This window comes from Bacillus sp. 220_BSPC (genome assembly GCF_001054655.1).
GTDB lineage: Bacteria > Bacillota > Bacilli > Bacillales > DSM-1321 > Peribacillus > Peribacillus frigoritolerans.
This window is the reverse complement of the sequence record NZ_JVPL01000239.1, coordinates 1-15,195: the sequence shown is the minus strand read 5'-3', so window position 1 is coordinate 15,195 and position 15,195 is coordinate 1. Positions and strand designations below refer to the sequence as shown.

Below are 15,195 nucleotides of genomic sequence, written 5' to 3'. Positions count from 1 at the left end.
TCATTTTAACTAAAAACCTGATTTAACTAAACAATACAAATCCGAGTGGACAGAATGGATTTATCTTGTTATTATAGTTACTCAGGGTAACGATTACTCACGATAACTATATATTGATAAGAGGTGTTTCTGATAAAGACTTTCCAAAAATTCTTTCAGCAATTATTGCTGCTGTACCGGCCGTTTGAAAATAATCTTAATATCCAGCTGAATAAGCATGATTTACACAGGGCGCAATGGTCCATTTTGTATTACTTGAACAATTATGGTTCGGCGACGCTTGTAGAGCTTGCCAATTACCAAAGCGTGGAGAAACCCACGATTACGAGGACCATTGCCCGCTTGGAAGAGCTGGGGTATGTCGAGCATGTGCCAAGCAAAGATAAACGCGAGAAAAGGATGCGGCTTACGGAGCTTGGCAAAAAGGTCTACAGCGAAGTCCGCGTGACAATCGATCAATATGAACAGGAAATCTTGAAAGGGATCACGGAAGAGGAACAACTCGCTGCCATACGCATCATGGGCGAAATTAGAAATAACATTATAAAGTAAGGAGATAATAACATGGATCAATCCAGAACCAGACTGTGGACGAAGGACTTTGTCATCGTTTCGTCCATCAATTTTTTCATAACATTAATCTTTTATTTACTGATGGTGACACTTGCCATCTATGCTGTTAATGAATTGGATGCTTCTACAAGCGAAGCCGGACTCATATCGGGAATTTTTATTATCGGGACGTTGATCGGACGTCTGTTCATCGGCCGTTTCATTGATTCAATCGGCCGCAAGAAAACATTATTCATAGGTTTGATCTTTTTCACTTTGACAACACTTCTCTATTTTGTGGACCTTGGAATCGGCTTCCTGCTTGTTAACCGCCTGATCCATGGGATGGCAATGGGGATGGCAAGTACTGCGACAGGTACGATCGTCGCGCAGATCATTCCGCCGACACAAAAGGGTGAAGGCATCGGCTATTACAGCATGAGCGCAACACTTGCGACGGCTATCGGTCCTTTCATCGGTCTGTTCATGGCTCAACATACAAGCTTCCAAATCATTTTCAGTTTCTGCCTGGCTTTAGGTGTGATCTCCCTTATTACAGCATTCTTCCTGTATGTCCCGGCATTGAAAGTGACGGCAAAAGTTACGGAAAGCAAAGGATTCAAGCTTTCCAATTTCATTGAACCTAAGGCACTGCCCATTTCCATCATCACTCTGTTATTGGCTTTCTGTTATTCCAGTGTCCTTTCTTTCATCAGTTTCTATGCCATTGAAATCAATCTGGTCAATACGGCAAGCTTCTTCTTTGTAGTGTACGCAGTAGCCGTATTGTTATCACGTCCTTTCTCAGGACCATTGATGGACCGGAAAGGATCGAACTTCATTATGTATCCGGCTTTCATTATTTTCGGAGTCGGCTTGCTGCTTTTAAGTATGACAACCAATAGTTTCACTTTACTGGCAGCTGGTTTCCTCATTGGCCTCGGATTCGGTAATATGCAATCAAGCTCGCAGGCGATTGCCGTTAAACTGACACCGCCTCACCGAATGGGGATGGCAACATCCACCTTCTTTATCATGCTTGATGCAGGACTTGGCTTCGGCCCTTATATTCTGGGATTCATCATTCCGGTAACAGGTTACAGCACACTTTATGTCATCTTGGGCGTTGTGGTCATCTTAACCTCCGTCCTTTACTACTTCTTGCACGGCAAGAAGGAACGTACAGCCAGAACGAACTTGGCTTCCATTTAAATGAAAAAGGGATATCCCATTGGAGGATATCCCTTTTTATTCAAAAGCTTAGTTGGTCCTTATTTTATTTCCAGGTCATCGATATAAAGTTCAAAACTTTTGCTGTTCTTTTTATTTATGATTGTTTCACCTTTATATAAAGTCTTTCCAGTCTTTATATCTGCAATCAGAAGTTTGGCAGGCTTGTTTGTTTTCCCCACTTGATTCATTCCGTTCAATAGGAAGTACACACGCCCGTTCTTAAAGGCAGCGGTATATTGCTCTTCTTTATTAGCAGCTATATCCAGCTCGGTGTCATTCGTTAACGATTGACTGCTGAGGTCAAACGTTTTAATGCGATATTTACCTGATTTCATTTCAACTGTATAAAGGTTTTTTCCGTCTGTATATCCTGATCTAGCCATTTCCAGGCTAAGTGATCCTTTTTTAACCGTTTCTAATTTTTCCGTTTCATAATTATAAGATAAAAGCTTGCTTTCCTTTAGTTTTTCCTCAAAGCCATCCTCATGATTTACCCCTTTAATTAACGAAATGAATACCATGTTATTTGGCTGTGAGGGAGCAAGATCGATTGGCATCTCAAAATCAACTTGTTCTGGGTCAGTAAAGGTTTCAGATACAAGGGTTTTATCGCTCAAGACTTTTTTATTGGCTACATCGATCGTATACAGATGAACTTCTTTTGTCTGCTTCTCATTGTTGGAATTCACATCATTCATCGTTAAAACCTGTAGTTTTGAATGGACCAACTGCACATCCCTGACATCAGCATTCATGATTCTCCCTTGATTCGGAAGTTCAATTTGGAATGAAGTTTCCTCTTCGTCCTTCTTCTCCAGTAAACCGATATCAAACTCCGCTTCCATATTCCCACTCTTTGTATATTCGCTATTCACCCGAGCGTAAGCGAGGAAATCATCGTCTTCATATAAAGAACTAATGGAATCTCTGCCACGCATAAATGAACGATGTTCTTTTACCAATCTTTCAATTTCATGACCTTGTCTTCCAGTTAAGTTCTCCAAGTAAGACCTTTCGCTGGCATATGTCGTTGTATTGGATTCAATTGTTAATGGTTCATAAAAATTACTGCCATTTTGAAGCGAAGCATTTATGATCACCGGATCAAGCTCTTTATCGCTCCCTTCCAGTGTCTTGAACGTATACTTTGGAAGGCTGGAAGCGGAGGAAGCTACTTTGACATAATAGGTCCCGATGCTTAAGATGACAACCATTCCAATAATGATGCTGCATAAATAACGTTTCACCTTGTTCACTCTCCTTTAAAGTTGTTATACGGTAACGCGATTTTTCAATAACCAAGCACCAAGCCAAACCGATAATCCTGTCAAAATGATTCCTAATGCGAGCAGCAGGCCAAATAATTCATTAGGATAAAAATAGAAATTCCCAAACTCCATTACGAAAAATGGAGCTAAAAACAACACCGCAGCGATTCCGCAATATAACAAGCCCATTATGATTCCTTTTATGCGGAAACTTCTTTCAAACATGATCGCCGTGAATAATATCGACATGATCATAAGACCGATGCCATAAGAAAGCAGGAATTGCGTGAACGTGCTTGGAATGATCAATGATAAAATCGGATTGGCTATCGTGATAGTAGAAATTGACATTTCATTCAAGAGCGCTTCCGGCACATTCGAATTAAATAGGGCATTTTCCATAGGTAAAATGATGATTTGGAAAGCAATCAACCCTAATACCATCAGGAAGATGGCCGTAGCTTTTGAAAGGTAGATCGATAATCTGGATGTCGGTAACATCAATAGACGATAAATGAACGTATTCTTTCCAAACCAATCACGATACCAAATAAGGAAAATGTAAAAAATAAGGGCAACCGCACTCAGCGCTATCGGTCCTACAAACAAGAGGGTATTGGCAATATGGTTAAAATCAATGCCTCCATAATTGGTAATATAAGCGGCTTCAGATAGTCTTTCTTCTTTCATGATATCCCTGGCATCTTTAAGAAGGCTCTTCGTTACGATGATCACTCCCGCAAATTGCGAAACCAAGGTGATCAACAATAAGCTAAGATAGATTTTACTGAAACGGTTGATTTCAAAGTTCACTAGTTTTATATATCGCATCATGATTGATACACCTCTCTCATTACATCGACTACCGACTTTCCTTCCTCTTCCCGCATTTCTTCTGTATTGAACTCTTTAAGCACTGTACCGTTATCCAATAAAATGACCTTATCGATCAAATGTTCAATATCACCGATTTCATGGGTCGTGATGATGACTCCTCTATCTTCAATCAGGTGGCTCGCAAAGACATCGGCAATTTGCTCGCGGCTAAACATATCGATTCCCGAAAATGGTTCGTCCATCAGAACATAATCGACGTCAAGGGACAAACCAAGCATCAGGTTGAGCTTAGCTGTATTCCCTTTTGACAATTCCGAAATGCGATTCTCCTCTTTAAGCTTGAAAAAACCCATTAATTGGTTAGCTCTTTCCGGATTCCAGGACGTATAGAAATCCGACATGAAAACCATGGCCTGTTTAATGGTCATTTGCGGAAGCATGGTTGGTGCGTCCGGAATGAAGGTGATTTTTTCATAACTGTCCTTTGTCATCTTTTGATCATCGATAAGGATTTCACCTTTATATGGCGTCAAGCCCATGATCGCTTTGAGTGTAGTCGTTTTACCGACACCATTTATCCCGATCAGACAAGTGACTTCCCCTTTATTGGCTGTAAATGAAACATCATCCAAGATCTTTTTCCGTCCATAATTCTTGGAGATCTTTTTTACTTCTATCATTGTTCTTCCTCCTCCCTTATTTCTTCCGAGTATTTTTCTTTAACCACACGAAGCAGTTCATCAACCGGTACATTAATCGGACGAATCGCATCGACAAATGTATCGACGGCCGCCAAAATCAATTCCTGCCTTACAGCCTGTAAAATCGTTTCATTCGTCGTGATTTGACTGGGGAAATTTCGTTCTGTATGAATCAAGCCCTGTTCCTCCATTTCTTTATACGCTTTTTGAGCGGTATTGGGATTTATATTGAGTGAAGCCGCCAGTTCTCTTCGTGAGGGAATTTCCTGCCCCGCCACGAAATTACCAATGGCTATTTGTTCTTTGAAATGCCTAACGACTTGCAGATATACCGGTTCCCGGGTATTTACGTTCATTAAAACCACCCCCTATTTATTAAAAAAAGCCTGATATGCGTGTATGTACTAAGTGGTTCATACACCTTATAGATGTACTATACCCGTAATACACCTAAGCTGTCAACAAGGAATTCCAAAAAAATGAAAACCCCGTATGCGCAGTGCAGACGGGGTTTTTCCTTAGTTGCCTTTCAAGGAGATGCTAAAATCTCATTGAAATAGATGATGAAGCAGCCGATCTTTATCTTCAAAAAACTGTTTCATTAACAAATAGTGATTGGACTCCTCTAACGTCACCTCACCCATTCCCTCATCGGAAATTTGGAGGATTTTAGCATCCGGATAGGCCATGATGATCGGGGAATGGGTGGAAATGATGAATTGGGATCCTTGTTGAACAAGCTCATTTATCCTGGCCAGCATCGATATTTGTCTCAATGGGGACAAAGCAGCTTCAGGCTCATCGAGGATATACAATCCATCGCCTTGAAATCGTTTTACAAAAGCAGAAAAAAACGATTCCCCATGAGATTGCTGGTGCAGCGATTTTCCACCGAAGGAATCGATGATTTTCGACCCAAACGATGACTCCCTGTCCAATTCCTCTATATTCGTAGCTAAATTATAAAAGGTTTCCGCCCTAAAGAAAAAATGATCCTTCGGTTTGTATACGCCTTTTTTCAAACGGAGGTATTCGTCCAAATTGGAATGTGAATCATAATTGGAAAAATTGAAATTCAACGTTCCGCCTTCGGGATTGAAGCCATACGCAATCGCAATCCCTTCAAGCAAGGTGGACTTCCCCATTCCATTTTCCCCGATGACATAGGTAACACTGGGATGAAAAGCAACTTCCTGAAGGTGCCTGATAACCGGAAGATCAAGAGGGAAATGGTCATACGAAGATATTCTGTCTCTATTGAGGTAGATGCCCCTGATATACTGTGAATCATAATCTAGTTTCATTTGTTATCACCCTTCTGCAGAATATGTTCTTAGAGCCATTCCATTAAGACTGCAACAATCCAATACGCCATTGATTGTTCAAATTGATAGATTGATAATGTTTAATACTAAATGACCGCCCACTTTGGATGCAATTCAATTAAACTTACTGAAATGCGCTGGGTTGAATCTTTCACTCCCGATTCGTTTATCAGTGCAGGCAATTCCTAATCCGCAATCCGTTGATGTGAATCTTCATTGTCCCATAATGATGCGGCCAGATATCTGCTGTTTTGCCTTTTACCGAATGCGCCTGACAGCATGCCCGGTATCATCCCCCTGTTCCCTGCGTCTTTTAGCACCTGCTCAAAACGGTCTCGTTTAACATTTTCAACAGAATATTCAGCCACTCGAAGTAATTTTCCCTTATCAACAAAATCCGTAATGTCCGTTGTTCCTATATTGGATATGCTCTCGAATATATCGACAGAAATATTTGTATACGTACTTCCCTGGTCACTCTTGGCGAAAATTTCATCATGCTGATGCTGCATGAAACGTTGATGACAAAGGAGATCTTTCCAAACGGAGAGAATGCCTGCTTCACAGGGTTCATTTCTATTCCACCCTCCGATTTGACCGATGAAGCCAGCACAATGGCGCAACTGTCCCCATCCCTCTTGTGCTTTTGAAAATGAACGCTTGTTTTCCTCATTCACTTGGCATTTAATCCACTTCATTAGCATGATGATCCTCACGCTTCGCCCAATGTTTCGCTTTTTCATCGACCTTTTTGATAAAATCATTTTTCCCGTTTACATAACCATTGATATCAATTGGAAATTCCGCTGCCAAGCGCTGCTTCAGCCTACTATACTCTTGTGCTTCATCAGGGTGTGCCCGCAAATAATCCCGAAAAGCGAGGTGTCGGGCAATTTCTTCATGTCCTTTTTGAAACATGTGAATATGGTGCGTCCTCTCATCCCCGCCTTTACGAAAAAAACGTCGGCCAGCGATTCCGTTCTCCCCCTTGAAATCATACCCCATCTCTTCCATCTCTTTATTAAAGTCAGCGACACATTCCACATCTTTCACCACTGCCAAAATATCTATTACAGGCTTGGCATGGATGGCCGGAATGGCCGTACTGCCAATATGGTATACATTCAACATTTCAGGCCCGAAAATATCCTCTAATTTTTGGCATTCATCATGAAATAGCTTGGACCATTCTTTCTTATATGGTACGACCTCTACCTTTCTCATGAAGCCTCCTTGATAGGAATTCGCGTTTACATTCCTTTTTTACTGTTTCCTTATTTTAACACCAATGTGCATGCATCACAAAAAAGCAGCCGGGATAATAACCCCAGTTGCTTTTTGGATAACGCTTACATTTCATTTGTTTTACTTCGCTTTTTGTATGGAAGCCACATTTTGATCTTTCAAAATAGTTGGTTTCATGCCCCTTCGCTGCGGAATGCCTCTTTCCTCCTGTTTCTTTGCTAACTGGCGTTGGAATCATCATGCTCCTTTGTTATGATGAAGGTATCCCGTTCTAGTTCAAGAAATAATATCCTTTAGGAGAACATCATGAAAAAAAAGAAAACTACCATATCAGATGTTGCTGAGAAGGCCGGTGTTTCCAAAAGTACGGTTTCTCAATATATTAACCAGCGTTTTCGTTATATGAGTGCTGAAACAAAGGACAGAATCGAGCAAGTCATCCAAGAACTTGACTTTCGTCCCAATGATAATGCCCGGAATTTAAAAGTGAAAAAAACAAAGGTCATTGGCATACTCGTAGCTAATATTTTACATACTTTATCCACTGAAATCATTCGTACCGTAGAAGAACAGCTTCAGCATCACGGCATGAAAGTATTCATATGTGACTCTGCCGATGATCCAGAGAAAGAAAAAGAATACCTTGATTTGCTCGTTTCTACTCAAGTGGATGGAATCATCATCTTTCCGGTTGGAAATGATTTTAAAGTCTATAATTACTTGATCGATCATTCCATTCCAATGGTATTCGTCGATCGATTAGTTGATGGCGTAACTTCCGATTCCGTTCTTTTAGATAATCATGCTGCAATCTTTTTAGCCGTTTCCATGCTGGCTGAAAAAGGACACGAAAACATTGCATTTTTAACCTTACCGATTGATATCCCGATCACACCAAGGCTGGAGAGGATCGAAGGATTTAAAAAAGCGATGGCATCTCATAAATTGGAAGTAAGGGAGGATGATATTCATTCTTTACCCAGAAACCAAATTCAAGAAAAACTGGCCCGGATATTCGATGCAGAAAAACCACCGACAGCCATTGTGGCAGGAAATGATTTAGTATTACGTGAAATCCTTAGCTATTTAAAAAAGCAAAAAATCTCGATTCCCGGGGAAGTGGCGATTGTCAGCATTGATGATGTCGCTTATACGGAGTTTTATGAACCATCCATCACGACAATTGGACAGCCCATACAGCAAATGGGAATTAAAACAGCTGAGTTACTATTGAATCGGATAACCAATTCGGATCAGGCCCCGTACATTACTTATCGGTTTGCCCCCGAACTCATCGTTCGAAGTTCATGCTAATTGTCATACAAAAACGGCAGTTTAAACCACTGCCGTTACCATTTTTCAAGTAATTCAAAACTTCACCTTGGAAGTCAACCGCCTTTTGCTGATTCCATGACATTTAAGATAAATGGCGCTTTCGCTTTTGTGTACCCCACTATATCTGCAGGATGCTTTTCTGCTAAGGACATTTTTAATTGCTGGTATTGTTTCCGTACGTCAGGATGGCTTCTTAAATAGTCCCTGAATGAAAGTTGATCCTTCCACTGTTCACTTCCGAATCTATAGATATGCAAATGGTGTGTCCCCGCTCTCCATTGGCCTTTTCTAAAGAAACGCCTTTCAGGAAACTCCTTATGCGGGACAAATTCATACCCAATCGATTTCAACGGTTCAATGAACATGTCAACTTCAGCTAAATGTTGGACGCCAGCCATGATGTCCAAAATCGGTTTTGCCCCCAACCCCATGACGGATGTACTTCCAATATGCTCGACACAAAGGGAATCGTTCTTTAAAACCTCCATTATCCTCGCTTTTTCCTGTTGAAATTCACCGACCCAATCAGGGTTATATTCCTCGATCTTCACTGTTTTTTCCATATAATCACTCAACTTTACATGAAATCGTATAGTCAGCCATCATTTTTCATCACGTGACCATTTTACGAACGGATCTTGGCTGCTCGGCTCATAGTAAGTTCCGGCATACACCTTTTCTTTTCCCGTTATTTTATTCGTTCGGATGACTGTATATCTTCCTTTATCATAATTTTTGGTAAGATGATATGTCCGGTATGAAAACCCTTTTTCGGGCCCGGTTAACTTTTCTTTAGTTTTATACACTTGAGGTTTATTCAAGTGCTCTTTCACTACACTTTTAATATTCAGCTGCGTGCCTTCAAGCTTGACATCACTTCGGAAATCGGCAACCCTGGTCTCTGTTTTCCCTGAAGGAACGGATGCCATTTCGATCGTATCATGGGTTTGATCCGAGAATGTTTTTGTGACACTGTATGAATAAAGGATATTCATGGAACTTATATTATGTTTCATTTTGCCAGCAAGTTCAGGCATGGCAACATTTAATAGAAAGGTGATCGAAATACATGCGATTAATATGATAAGCGAAATTTTCTTCATATTTCCTCTTTCTCAACTATGTATTCTTGTAATCCGACTTGTTCATTTTCCTTAGGAATAATCCCAAATTTGGCGATTAATAGAATGGCAAGAAAACTGAAACTGCAAAAACTCGTATTATCGCTTGTAATAAATGAAGCCTGTATAATTTGGGATCCCAATAATGAATTCAAAATATAAGAAAATAGAAACCCTGAATAGGATAGGCAAACCAGATAGTTTCCAATCAATGCCCTCTTGTAATGTACATACTCCGACTTATTTCCCTTCCTGATACTGACACAATGTCTAAATTGCCTAATGAGACCGTATGCGAAACCAATAATTAATATGACCGCAATGACAAAATCAATTATTGCTTCCTCCACTGTTTACCCCTCCTTGGTAATTCGAACTAAAATATAGTAAATTATTACATTAAACTCATCATATACCATTGATGATAAAATGATAAATATTTCCCACTTTAATATTGGAGTTGTATCTTGAAAATATTTATGAAAATAGTATTAACGTTATTTATGGTTCTGTATCTATTAATCCTTACAAAACTCATTTTATTTAAAACCTTCTCGATAACCGAAATGAATGGTCATATAAGTTTTTCCCATGGCCGCTATTGGGGGTCCCATAACTTCATCCCTTTTAAAACCATTGCCCATTACCTGTTCTTAGCGGATGTTAACCCATTGATCCGGATTGAAAATATAGCGCGGAATATCATCGGCTTTGTACCGTTCGGCTTGATGCTTCCCTTACTGTCAAAAAGGTTTTCCCAACTAAAATCGATCTTGATTGCAACATTCTGTCTTAGTTTCACCTATGAGATTCTTCAGCTTTTATTTGAATTAGGAAGTTTTGATACCGATGATTTGATCCTGAATACTCTCGGCGGGGTTATAGGATACCTGCCTATTAAATTGTTTTACATCGTGTTCAAAAAGAATGGTACCATTCGCAGTCAAACCAAAGGACAGTAATTTGCTGTCCTTCTTTTGTCACAAAAACCTCTTTACGCAGCGATTGAAAGACGAATGCATGCATGTCCTTATTCTTACGTGTAAAGCGAGAAGAAGTTTCAATATAAAGGGAAATATACCTAATATTACTGGGATGAATAAAAAAAAGACCACCAGATTGGTGGTTGGAGTTTGTAGACAAATTCGAACAAATCGAGTTTGCCTACATTTTTTTATGGCTTGTACAATGAACGTCGATTTCCGCTACAGGCACTCGCTTTCCGCGGGCGGTCAGGGAGCCTCCTCGGCTTGCGCCTGCGGGGTCTCCCTAGACACGCTTTTCCCGCAGGAGTCTCGCACCTTTCTCTCCAATCAACTTTGTTATAACATTTAGTTAGAAACCATACCTGATGAGTTGAGGGTGTTAGCTTGGGAACTTCATTTGATGAAATATATTTTCCGAACCCCTTTTGTCTACAAACTGAGGCCACCGGATTGGCGGTTATTTCAAATTCTTAAATCCGTATTTTTCAAAGATTTTCATGGAGGCTTCCGTTTGGAGATAGTCATAGAATAGCTTGGCTTCCTTGGCATGATCCAGGTTATTGATCATTCCCACGGGATATATGATCGGATCATGTAAATCTCCCTGGGCTGCTGCAATGATTTCAACTTTTGATGAGTTGAGCGCATCCGTTTTATAAACGAGACCTGCGTCCACATTTCCCGTTTCCACATATGTAAGCACTTGCCGGACATCCTTGGCATATACCAATCGATCTTCCATCTCTTTGAAAAGGTTCATGTTTTCCAAAGTTTGTTTCGCATATTGCCCTGCCGGTACAGACTCTGGAGTCCCAATCGAAATTTTAGCGGCCTTTGTGAGGTCTTCCAACGATCCGATTTCCTTTTTGGAAGCCTTTGGCACCACCAGCACCAGGTCATTGCCGACTAAATCGATTCCATTCTTCTCTTCAATAAGATCTTCCTCTACTAATTTATCAAATTTATCTTCTGCTGCTGAGAAAAACAGGTCAACAGGTGCACCTTGGGATATCTGTTGCTGAAGAGCTCCAGAGGCTCCAAAGTTATAATGAACTTCCACATTTGCATTCTCTTTTTCAAAAGACTTCTTTATATCATTCAAGGCATCTTGCAAACTTACAGCTGCGGAAACCGTCAATTCCACTTTTCCTCCGGATTGCGCCTTCATTTCCGTTTCACCACTTGAACACCCTGCCCCCGCCATCACAAGCATCATCATCAAAAAAATCATAAGATATGTTTTTTTCAAAGTCACTCTTCCTTCCGGCCTTTCATTATAGGATGGCTGCTAATTCAGCAGCCTTCCGTATTCATTCTTCCTTTTAGGTTCACCAGCGGGAACACCAAGCATTTAGCTATAAAGAAGTTTGGGCTGTCGGGCTAGATAGGAAGGCGTACCATTTTGATTAAGATTAAGGATCAATTTCATGACCTCCACTATTCCCTCAGGTTTCTCCAACTCTATTTCCTTATGATAGGACTCTATGGATGTGTTCCATTTTTTCATTTTACTCTGATCCTTCAATATACTCAGCAATTGTTTTTCAAAAGGCGTTTTCTGATTAAGTTTAAATACAAGGCCTTGCTGTTTTAGATACTGCAGATTGATTTCCTCCTGCCCCGGAAGTCTGGAATGAACAAAAATCGGAAGCTTTTTTCGCAATGATTCACTGATCGTGACACCGCCCGGTTTCGTAACGATTGCGTCCACTTCTTCATATAGCTTATTCATTTCAGACCTTGATGAGATATAGGGCAATGGTTTGATATGAGGTAAGTTCCATGTATTGATTTCTTCATAAAGCTTGTTGTTATTTCCGCAAAGAACTAAATAATCAAAGTCGGTTGAATTCTTTAACTCATCACCTAAGTTCAAAATCCCCCCCAGACCGCTATTTCCTCCGGATATCAAAATTTTTGGCCGTTCTGAGTTTCTTTGGACACGGGAATTTTTTGTGATTTCCTCGTGCACGGGAATGCCAGTGACCATCATCGTTTGTTTTGGTATTTGACGCTTACTCATCAGCTTTTCTTTCACTTCTTGACTAGGAAGAAAATGGGCATCTATCCCTTCGCTTCCCCACACATTATTAATAAAAAAGTCCGTGTACACGTTTATTACCGGTGTGCTGCACTTCCCTTTCATCTTTAACTGACTCAAAAGATATGAAGGGAAACCGTGTGTACACACAATTAAATCAGGCTTTTCTTCCGCTATCAATCGTTCCATCTTATTCATGAATAATTGCTGATACCATTTACATACACTTTCCTTTGGCGAGTGAACATAAAACAGGTTCTTATAGGCAAGATTATAGGTTTCCGGAGCATAACGGATCCATGTCAGATAACTATTTGCAATGAATTTTTCTAGAGAGGTATTGGTATAACTGATTAGATCGATTTTTTTATAAGTAATCCCATTTGAATGCTTTTTTAACATATCCATCAATGCCTCTGCAACTTGATGATGTCCCGACTGCATTCGAAAGAGAGGTAAAAACAAAATCTTCTTCATATGTGTCATCTCCTAAGAAATCATTCTGAAAATACAAAATATATAGTTCATGATATCTTCCTCTTACAATATCGTTGAACACATTCCTTAAATCGATTTTTTATTTCCGACGTTTTATAATAAGGAGCCGACTCAACTTTTGGATCTTTGTTTTCTCTTTTTAATGTATTTGATAGTAACATATAGGACAAAAATAACTAAAAATACAACACCTAAATATGGAACATATTTGGGATTAACATTAAAAGCATCCCCGACATAATAACCGGCCACTATAAAAGGGACGGTCCATATTATAGTGCCTAATAGGGAAAAGAGGAAGTATTTCCGAAAGGGTATAGAAGAGATTCCTGCAAAATATGGACTTATTTGCCTCATCCCCGGAATGTAAAATCCCAATACTAAGGTTTTTCGTGCATTATCCGTATAGTTTTTCTTTGCTTTCTCCCAGCGTTCAGCCGTAATCCCAATGAATCTTCCATATTTATTTATAAATGGATACCCCACATATTTTCCGCATGCATAAGCTGCAAGCATTCCGATAAAGGCGCCGAGAATTGCACACAGCATAGCTAAACCCATAGAGAGCTTACCTTGGACAACCAGCACCCCAATAAGAAATAGAAGTGATTCTTCTGGAGCAGGCACGCCCACGATGCCGAAGAATAAAAAAAGAAAAATGATCAGGTATCCATATGAATCAATAAAATGTAAAAGCGTATCTATATCCATAATACCCCCAGAATTAGTTATAAGTCTTTTAAAGAAATAAAGTGTGTTCCTTTTTCCTTACTCTCCTGCAGGTAAATTTTCAACATTTCAATCATATAGCCTGGCGCCTCTTTATCCGCACCCAAGGTTTCGCCACAGTCATGAAGCAACAGGATGGAACCTTCTGTCGAAGTGCTTCGAAGCTGATCAAGCAGAGTACTTTTGCAATTTTCGACTTTCCAATCCCCGAAGATGCCGGACCACATAATTACTTTATATTTCTTACTGAAAAGTGGGGTGAAGATATTGAAATGGCCCCATGGCGGTCTATAATAAACCACCTTTTCATTCGTGCATTCCGTTATCGCCTTTTCAGTCATTTCCAACTGTTTTCGCAGATGAATTGGTGATAGGACCCAACTTGAAACATGATGAAAATGATGGATACCTATCGTATGTCCCTCTTCATGCATTCTTTTAATAATCCCAGGATTACTTTTCACTTTACTGCCCACAACAAAAAATGTGGCCTTTATCTCATATTCCTTTAAAAGATCAAGTAATTTTATCGTATATTCAGGGTTTGGGCCATCATCGAAAGTTAGCGCAATCCCATTATTCGAATTGATTTTTTTGGTTATTCCCAGGCTGCATACACGAATAAGCACCGTTGGGATAATAGTATAAAATATTAATAGCAATAATAAAATAATAAAACTAATCAGCCATATATGCATCACACAAAACTATCCTCTCATTATTGATATTACCAATACTGATCCTTTCCCTATATCATAATCATTTACTACAATGCAGCAAATGTTATTGTATTCAGGTAATTCATTATAAAACCTCTCCTTACAATTTAGCATTTTTTTTTCATTATTTTCACTTATCATTATTTTTTTATTTTTGTAAAGGTTGAAGGACATTAGTTCTATTACAGCAATGTCTGCATTTTTTTATTTAAAAGATGTTGCAGTTGATTCCAGAAATCCGCTCCCTTTCCGCCGACTGTCTGCCAAGCCGCATCAAAGCAAGCGCCTATGGGGTCTCGACTAGCCAGTTATTCGGCAGGAGTGTCGCTAATTTCTTCCATCCTTTAAGGATTACTGTAAAAACATGAAGGATCCCCTATCATAAACTTGCTTCGGGATGTGTCCAAGCTTACAGTTTTTTCTTGAAATTACATTCCAGTTGATTCCAGAAATCCGCTCCCTTTCCGCCGACTGTCTGCCAAGCCTCTTCACCGTAGGCGGCTGTGGAGTCTTGGCTACCCAGTTATTCGGCAGGAGTGTCGCTCATTTCTTCCATCCATTAAGGGGTACTGTAAAAAAACATGAAGGATAAACTAGTCTTGTTT

At 39.8% G+C, this 15,195-nt stretch carries 18 protein-coding genes; 4 read left to right on the top strand and 14 right to left on the bottom strand.

Annotated elements, in window-relative coordinates:
* The first annotated feature begins 132 nt into the window (after nt 1-132).
* Both ADA55_RS18720 and ADA55_RS18715 read left to right on the top strand, forming a co-directional pair.
* Nucleotides 133-552, top strand: coding sequence for a MarR family winged helix-turn-helix transcriptional regulator (locus ADA55_RS18720; protein WP_048686687.1), 420 nt, complete (start codon nt 133-135; stop codon nt 550-552).
* Between the two features lie 12 nt (nt 553-564).
* Entirely contained in the window at nt 565-1,764 is a 1,200-nt protein-coding gene (locus tag ADA55_RS18715; protein ID WP_048686647.1) for an MFS transporter, read from the top strand.
* 59 nt (nt 1,765-1,823) lie between these two features.
* On the opposite strand, the gene ADA55_RS18710 is transcribed toward ADA55_RS18715, so the two are convergent.
* The 7 genes from ADA55_RS18710 to ADA55_RS18680 form a co-directional block, all read right to left on the bottom strand.
* Nucleotides 1,824-3,032, bottom strand: coding sequence for a hypothetical protein (locus ADA55_RS18710; RefSeq protein WP_048686645.1), 1,209 nt, complete (start codon nt 3,030-3,032; stop codon nt 1,824-1,826).
* Between the two features lie 24 nt (nt 3,033-3,056).
* Nucleotides 3,057-3,887 carry a hypothetical protein gene (locus tag ADA55_RS18705; protein ID WP_048686643.1) on the bottom strand — a complete coding sequence of 277 codons (831 nt, stop codon included), beginning with the start codon at nt 3,885-3,887 and terminating at the stop codon, nt 3,057-3,059.
* Nucleotides 3,884-4,570, bottom strand: a complete 687-nt coding sequence (locus ADA55_RS18700) for an ABC transporter ATP-binding protein (protein ID WP_034310708.1) — start codon at nt 4,568-4,570, stop codon at nt 3,884-3,886. Before ADA55_RS18700 ends, ADA55_RS18705 begins: the two co-directional genes overlap by 4 nt.
* Complete coding sequence (locus ADA55_RS18695) at nt 4,567-4,947, bottom strand: GntR family transcriptional regulator (RefSeq protein ID WP_048686641.1); 381 nt, start codon at nt 4,945-4,947, stop codon at nt 4,567-4,569. The genes ADA55_RS18700 and ADA55_RS18695 overlap by 4 nt, the downstream gene beginning before the upstream one ends.
* Nucleotides 4,948-5,139: 192 nt before the next feature.
* Nucleotides 5,140-5,895, bottom strand: coding sequence for an AAA family ATPase (locus tag ADA55_RS18690; protein ID WP_048686639.1), 756 nt, complete (start codon nt 5,893-5,895; stop codon nt 5,140-5,142).
* A 206-nt stretch (nt 5,896-6,101) separates the two neighbouring features.
* Nucleotides 6,102-6,614, bottom strand: coding sequence for a YdbC family protein (locus ADA55_RS18685; RefSeq protein WP_161798628.1), 513 nt, complete (start codon nt 6,612-6,614; stop codon nt 6,102-6,104).
* Nucleotides 6,601-7,140, bottom strand: a complete 540-nt coding sequence (locus ADA55_RS18680) for a GrpB family protein (protein ID WP_048686636.1) — start codon at nt 7,138-7,140, stop codon at nt 6,601-6,603. The genes ADA55_RS18685 and ADA55_RS18680 overlap by 14 nt, the downstream gene beginning before the upstream one ends.
* 327 nt (nt 7,141-7,467) lie before the next feature.
* Between ADA55_RS18680 and ADA55_RS18670 the strand changes: the two genes are divergently transcribed.
* Complete coding sequence (locus tag ADA55_RS18670; protein ID WP_048686632.1) at nt 7,468-8,475, top strand: LacI family DNA-binding transcriptional regulator; 1,008 nt, start codon at nt 7,468-7,470, stop codon at nt 8,473-8,475.
* A 74-nt stretch (nt 8,476-8,549) separates the two neighbouring features.
* Here the strand turns inward: ADA55_RS18670 and ADA55_RS18665 are convergent, their stop codons facing one another.
* The 3 genes from ADA55_RS18665 to ADA55_RS18655 are packed head-to-tail and all read right to left on the bottom strand — an operon-like array spanning nt 8,550 to nt 9,967.
* On the bottom strand, nt 8,550-9,059 hold the full coding sequence (locus ADA55_RS18665) for a GrpB family protein (protein ID WP_048686630.1): 510 nt from the start codon (nt 9,057-9,059) through the stop codon (nt 8,550-8,552).
* Between the two features lie 39 nt (nt 9,060-9,098).
* Nucleotides 9,099-9,599: a hypothetical protein gene (locus ADA55_RS18660; RefSeq protein WP_048686628.1), complete on the bottom strand. Its 501-nt coding sequence runs from the start codon at nt 9,597-9,599 to the stop codon at nt 9,099-9,101.
* Nucleotides 9,596-9,967, bottom strand: a complete 372-nt coding sequence (locus tag ADA55_RS18655; RefSeq protein WP_207117706.1) for a hypothetical protein — start codon at nt 9,965-9,967, stop codon at nt 9,596-9,598. Before ADA55_RS18655 ends, ADA55_RS18660 begins: the two co-directional genes overlap by 4 nt.
* 117 nt (nt 9,968-10,084) lie before the next feature.
* Between ADA55_RS18655 and ADA55_RS18650 the strand changes: the two genes are divergently transcribed.
* Nucleotides 10,085-10,579, top strand: coding sequence for a VanZ family protein (locus tag ADA55_RS18650; protein WP_048686626.1), 495 nt, complete (start codon nt 10,085-10,087; stop codon nt 10,577-10,579).
* Nucleotides 10,580-11,060: 481 nt separating this feature from the next.
* On the opposite strand, the gene modA is transcribed toward ADA55_RS18650, so the two are convergent.
* From modA to ADA55_RS18630, 4 genes are all read right to left on the bottom strand, one after another.
* A complete protein-coding gene (gene modA, locus ADA55_RS18645) occupies nt 11,061-11,852 on the bottom strand; it encodes a molybdate ABC transporter substrate-binding protein (RefSeq protein ID WP_048686624.1) in 792 nt (263 codons plus the stop codon).
* A 102-nt stretch (nt 11,853-11,954) separates the two neighbouring features.
* Entirely contained in the window at nt 11,955-13,121 is a 1,167-nt protein-coding gene (locus tag ADA55_RS18640) for an MGDG synthase family glycosyltransferase (protein WP_048686622.1), read from the bottom strand.
* Between the two features lie 132 nt (nt 13,122-13,253).
* Entirely contained in the window at nt 13,254-13,853 is a 600-nt protein-coding gene (locus ADA55_RS18635; protein WP_048686620.1) for a DedA family protein, read from the bottom strand.
* A gap of 17 nt (nt 13,854-13,870) precedes the next feature.
* A complete protein-coding gene (locus ADA55_RS18630) occupies nt 13,871-14,569 on the bottom strand; it encodes a polysaccharide deacetylase family protein (RefSeq protein ID WP_048686618.1) in 699 nt (232 codons plus the stop codon).
* Between the last annotated feature and the right edge of the window lie 626 nt (nt 14,570-15,195).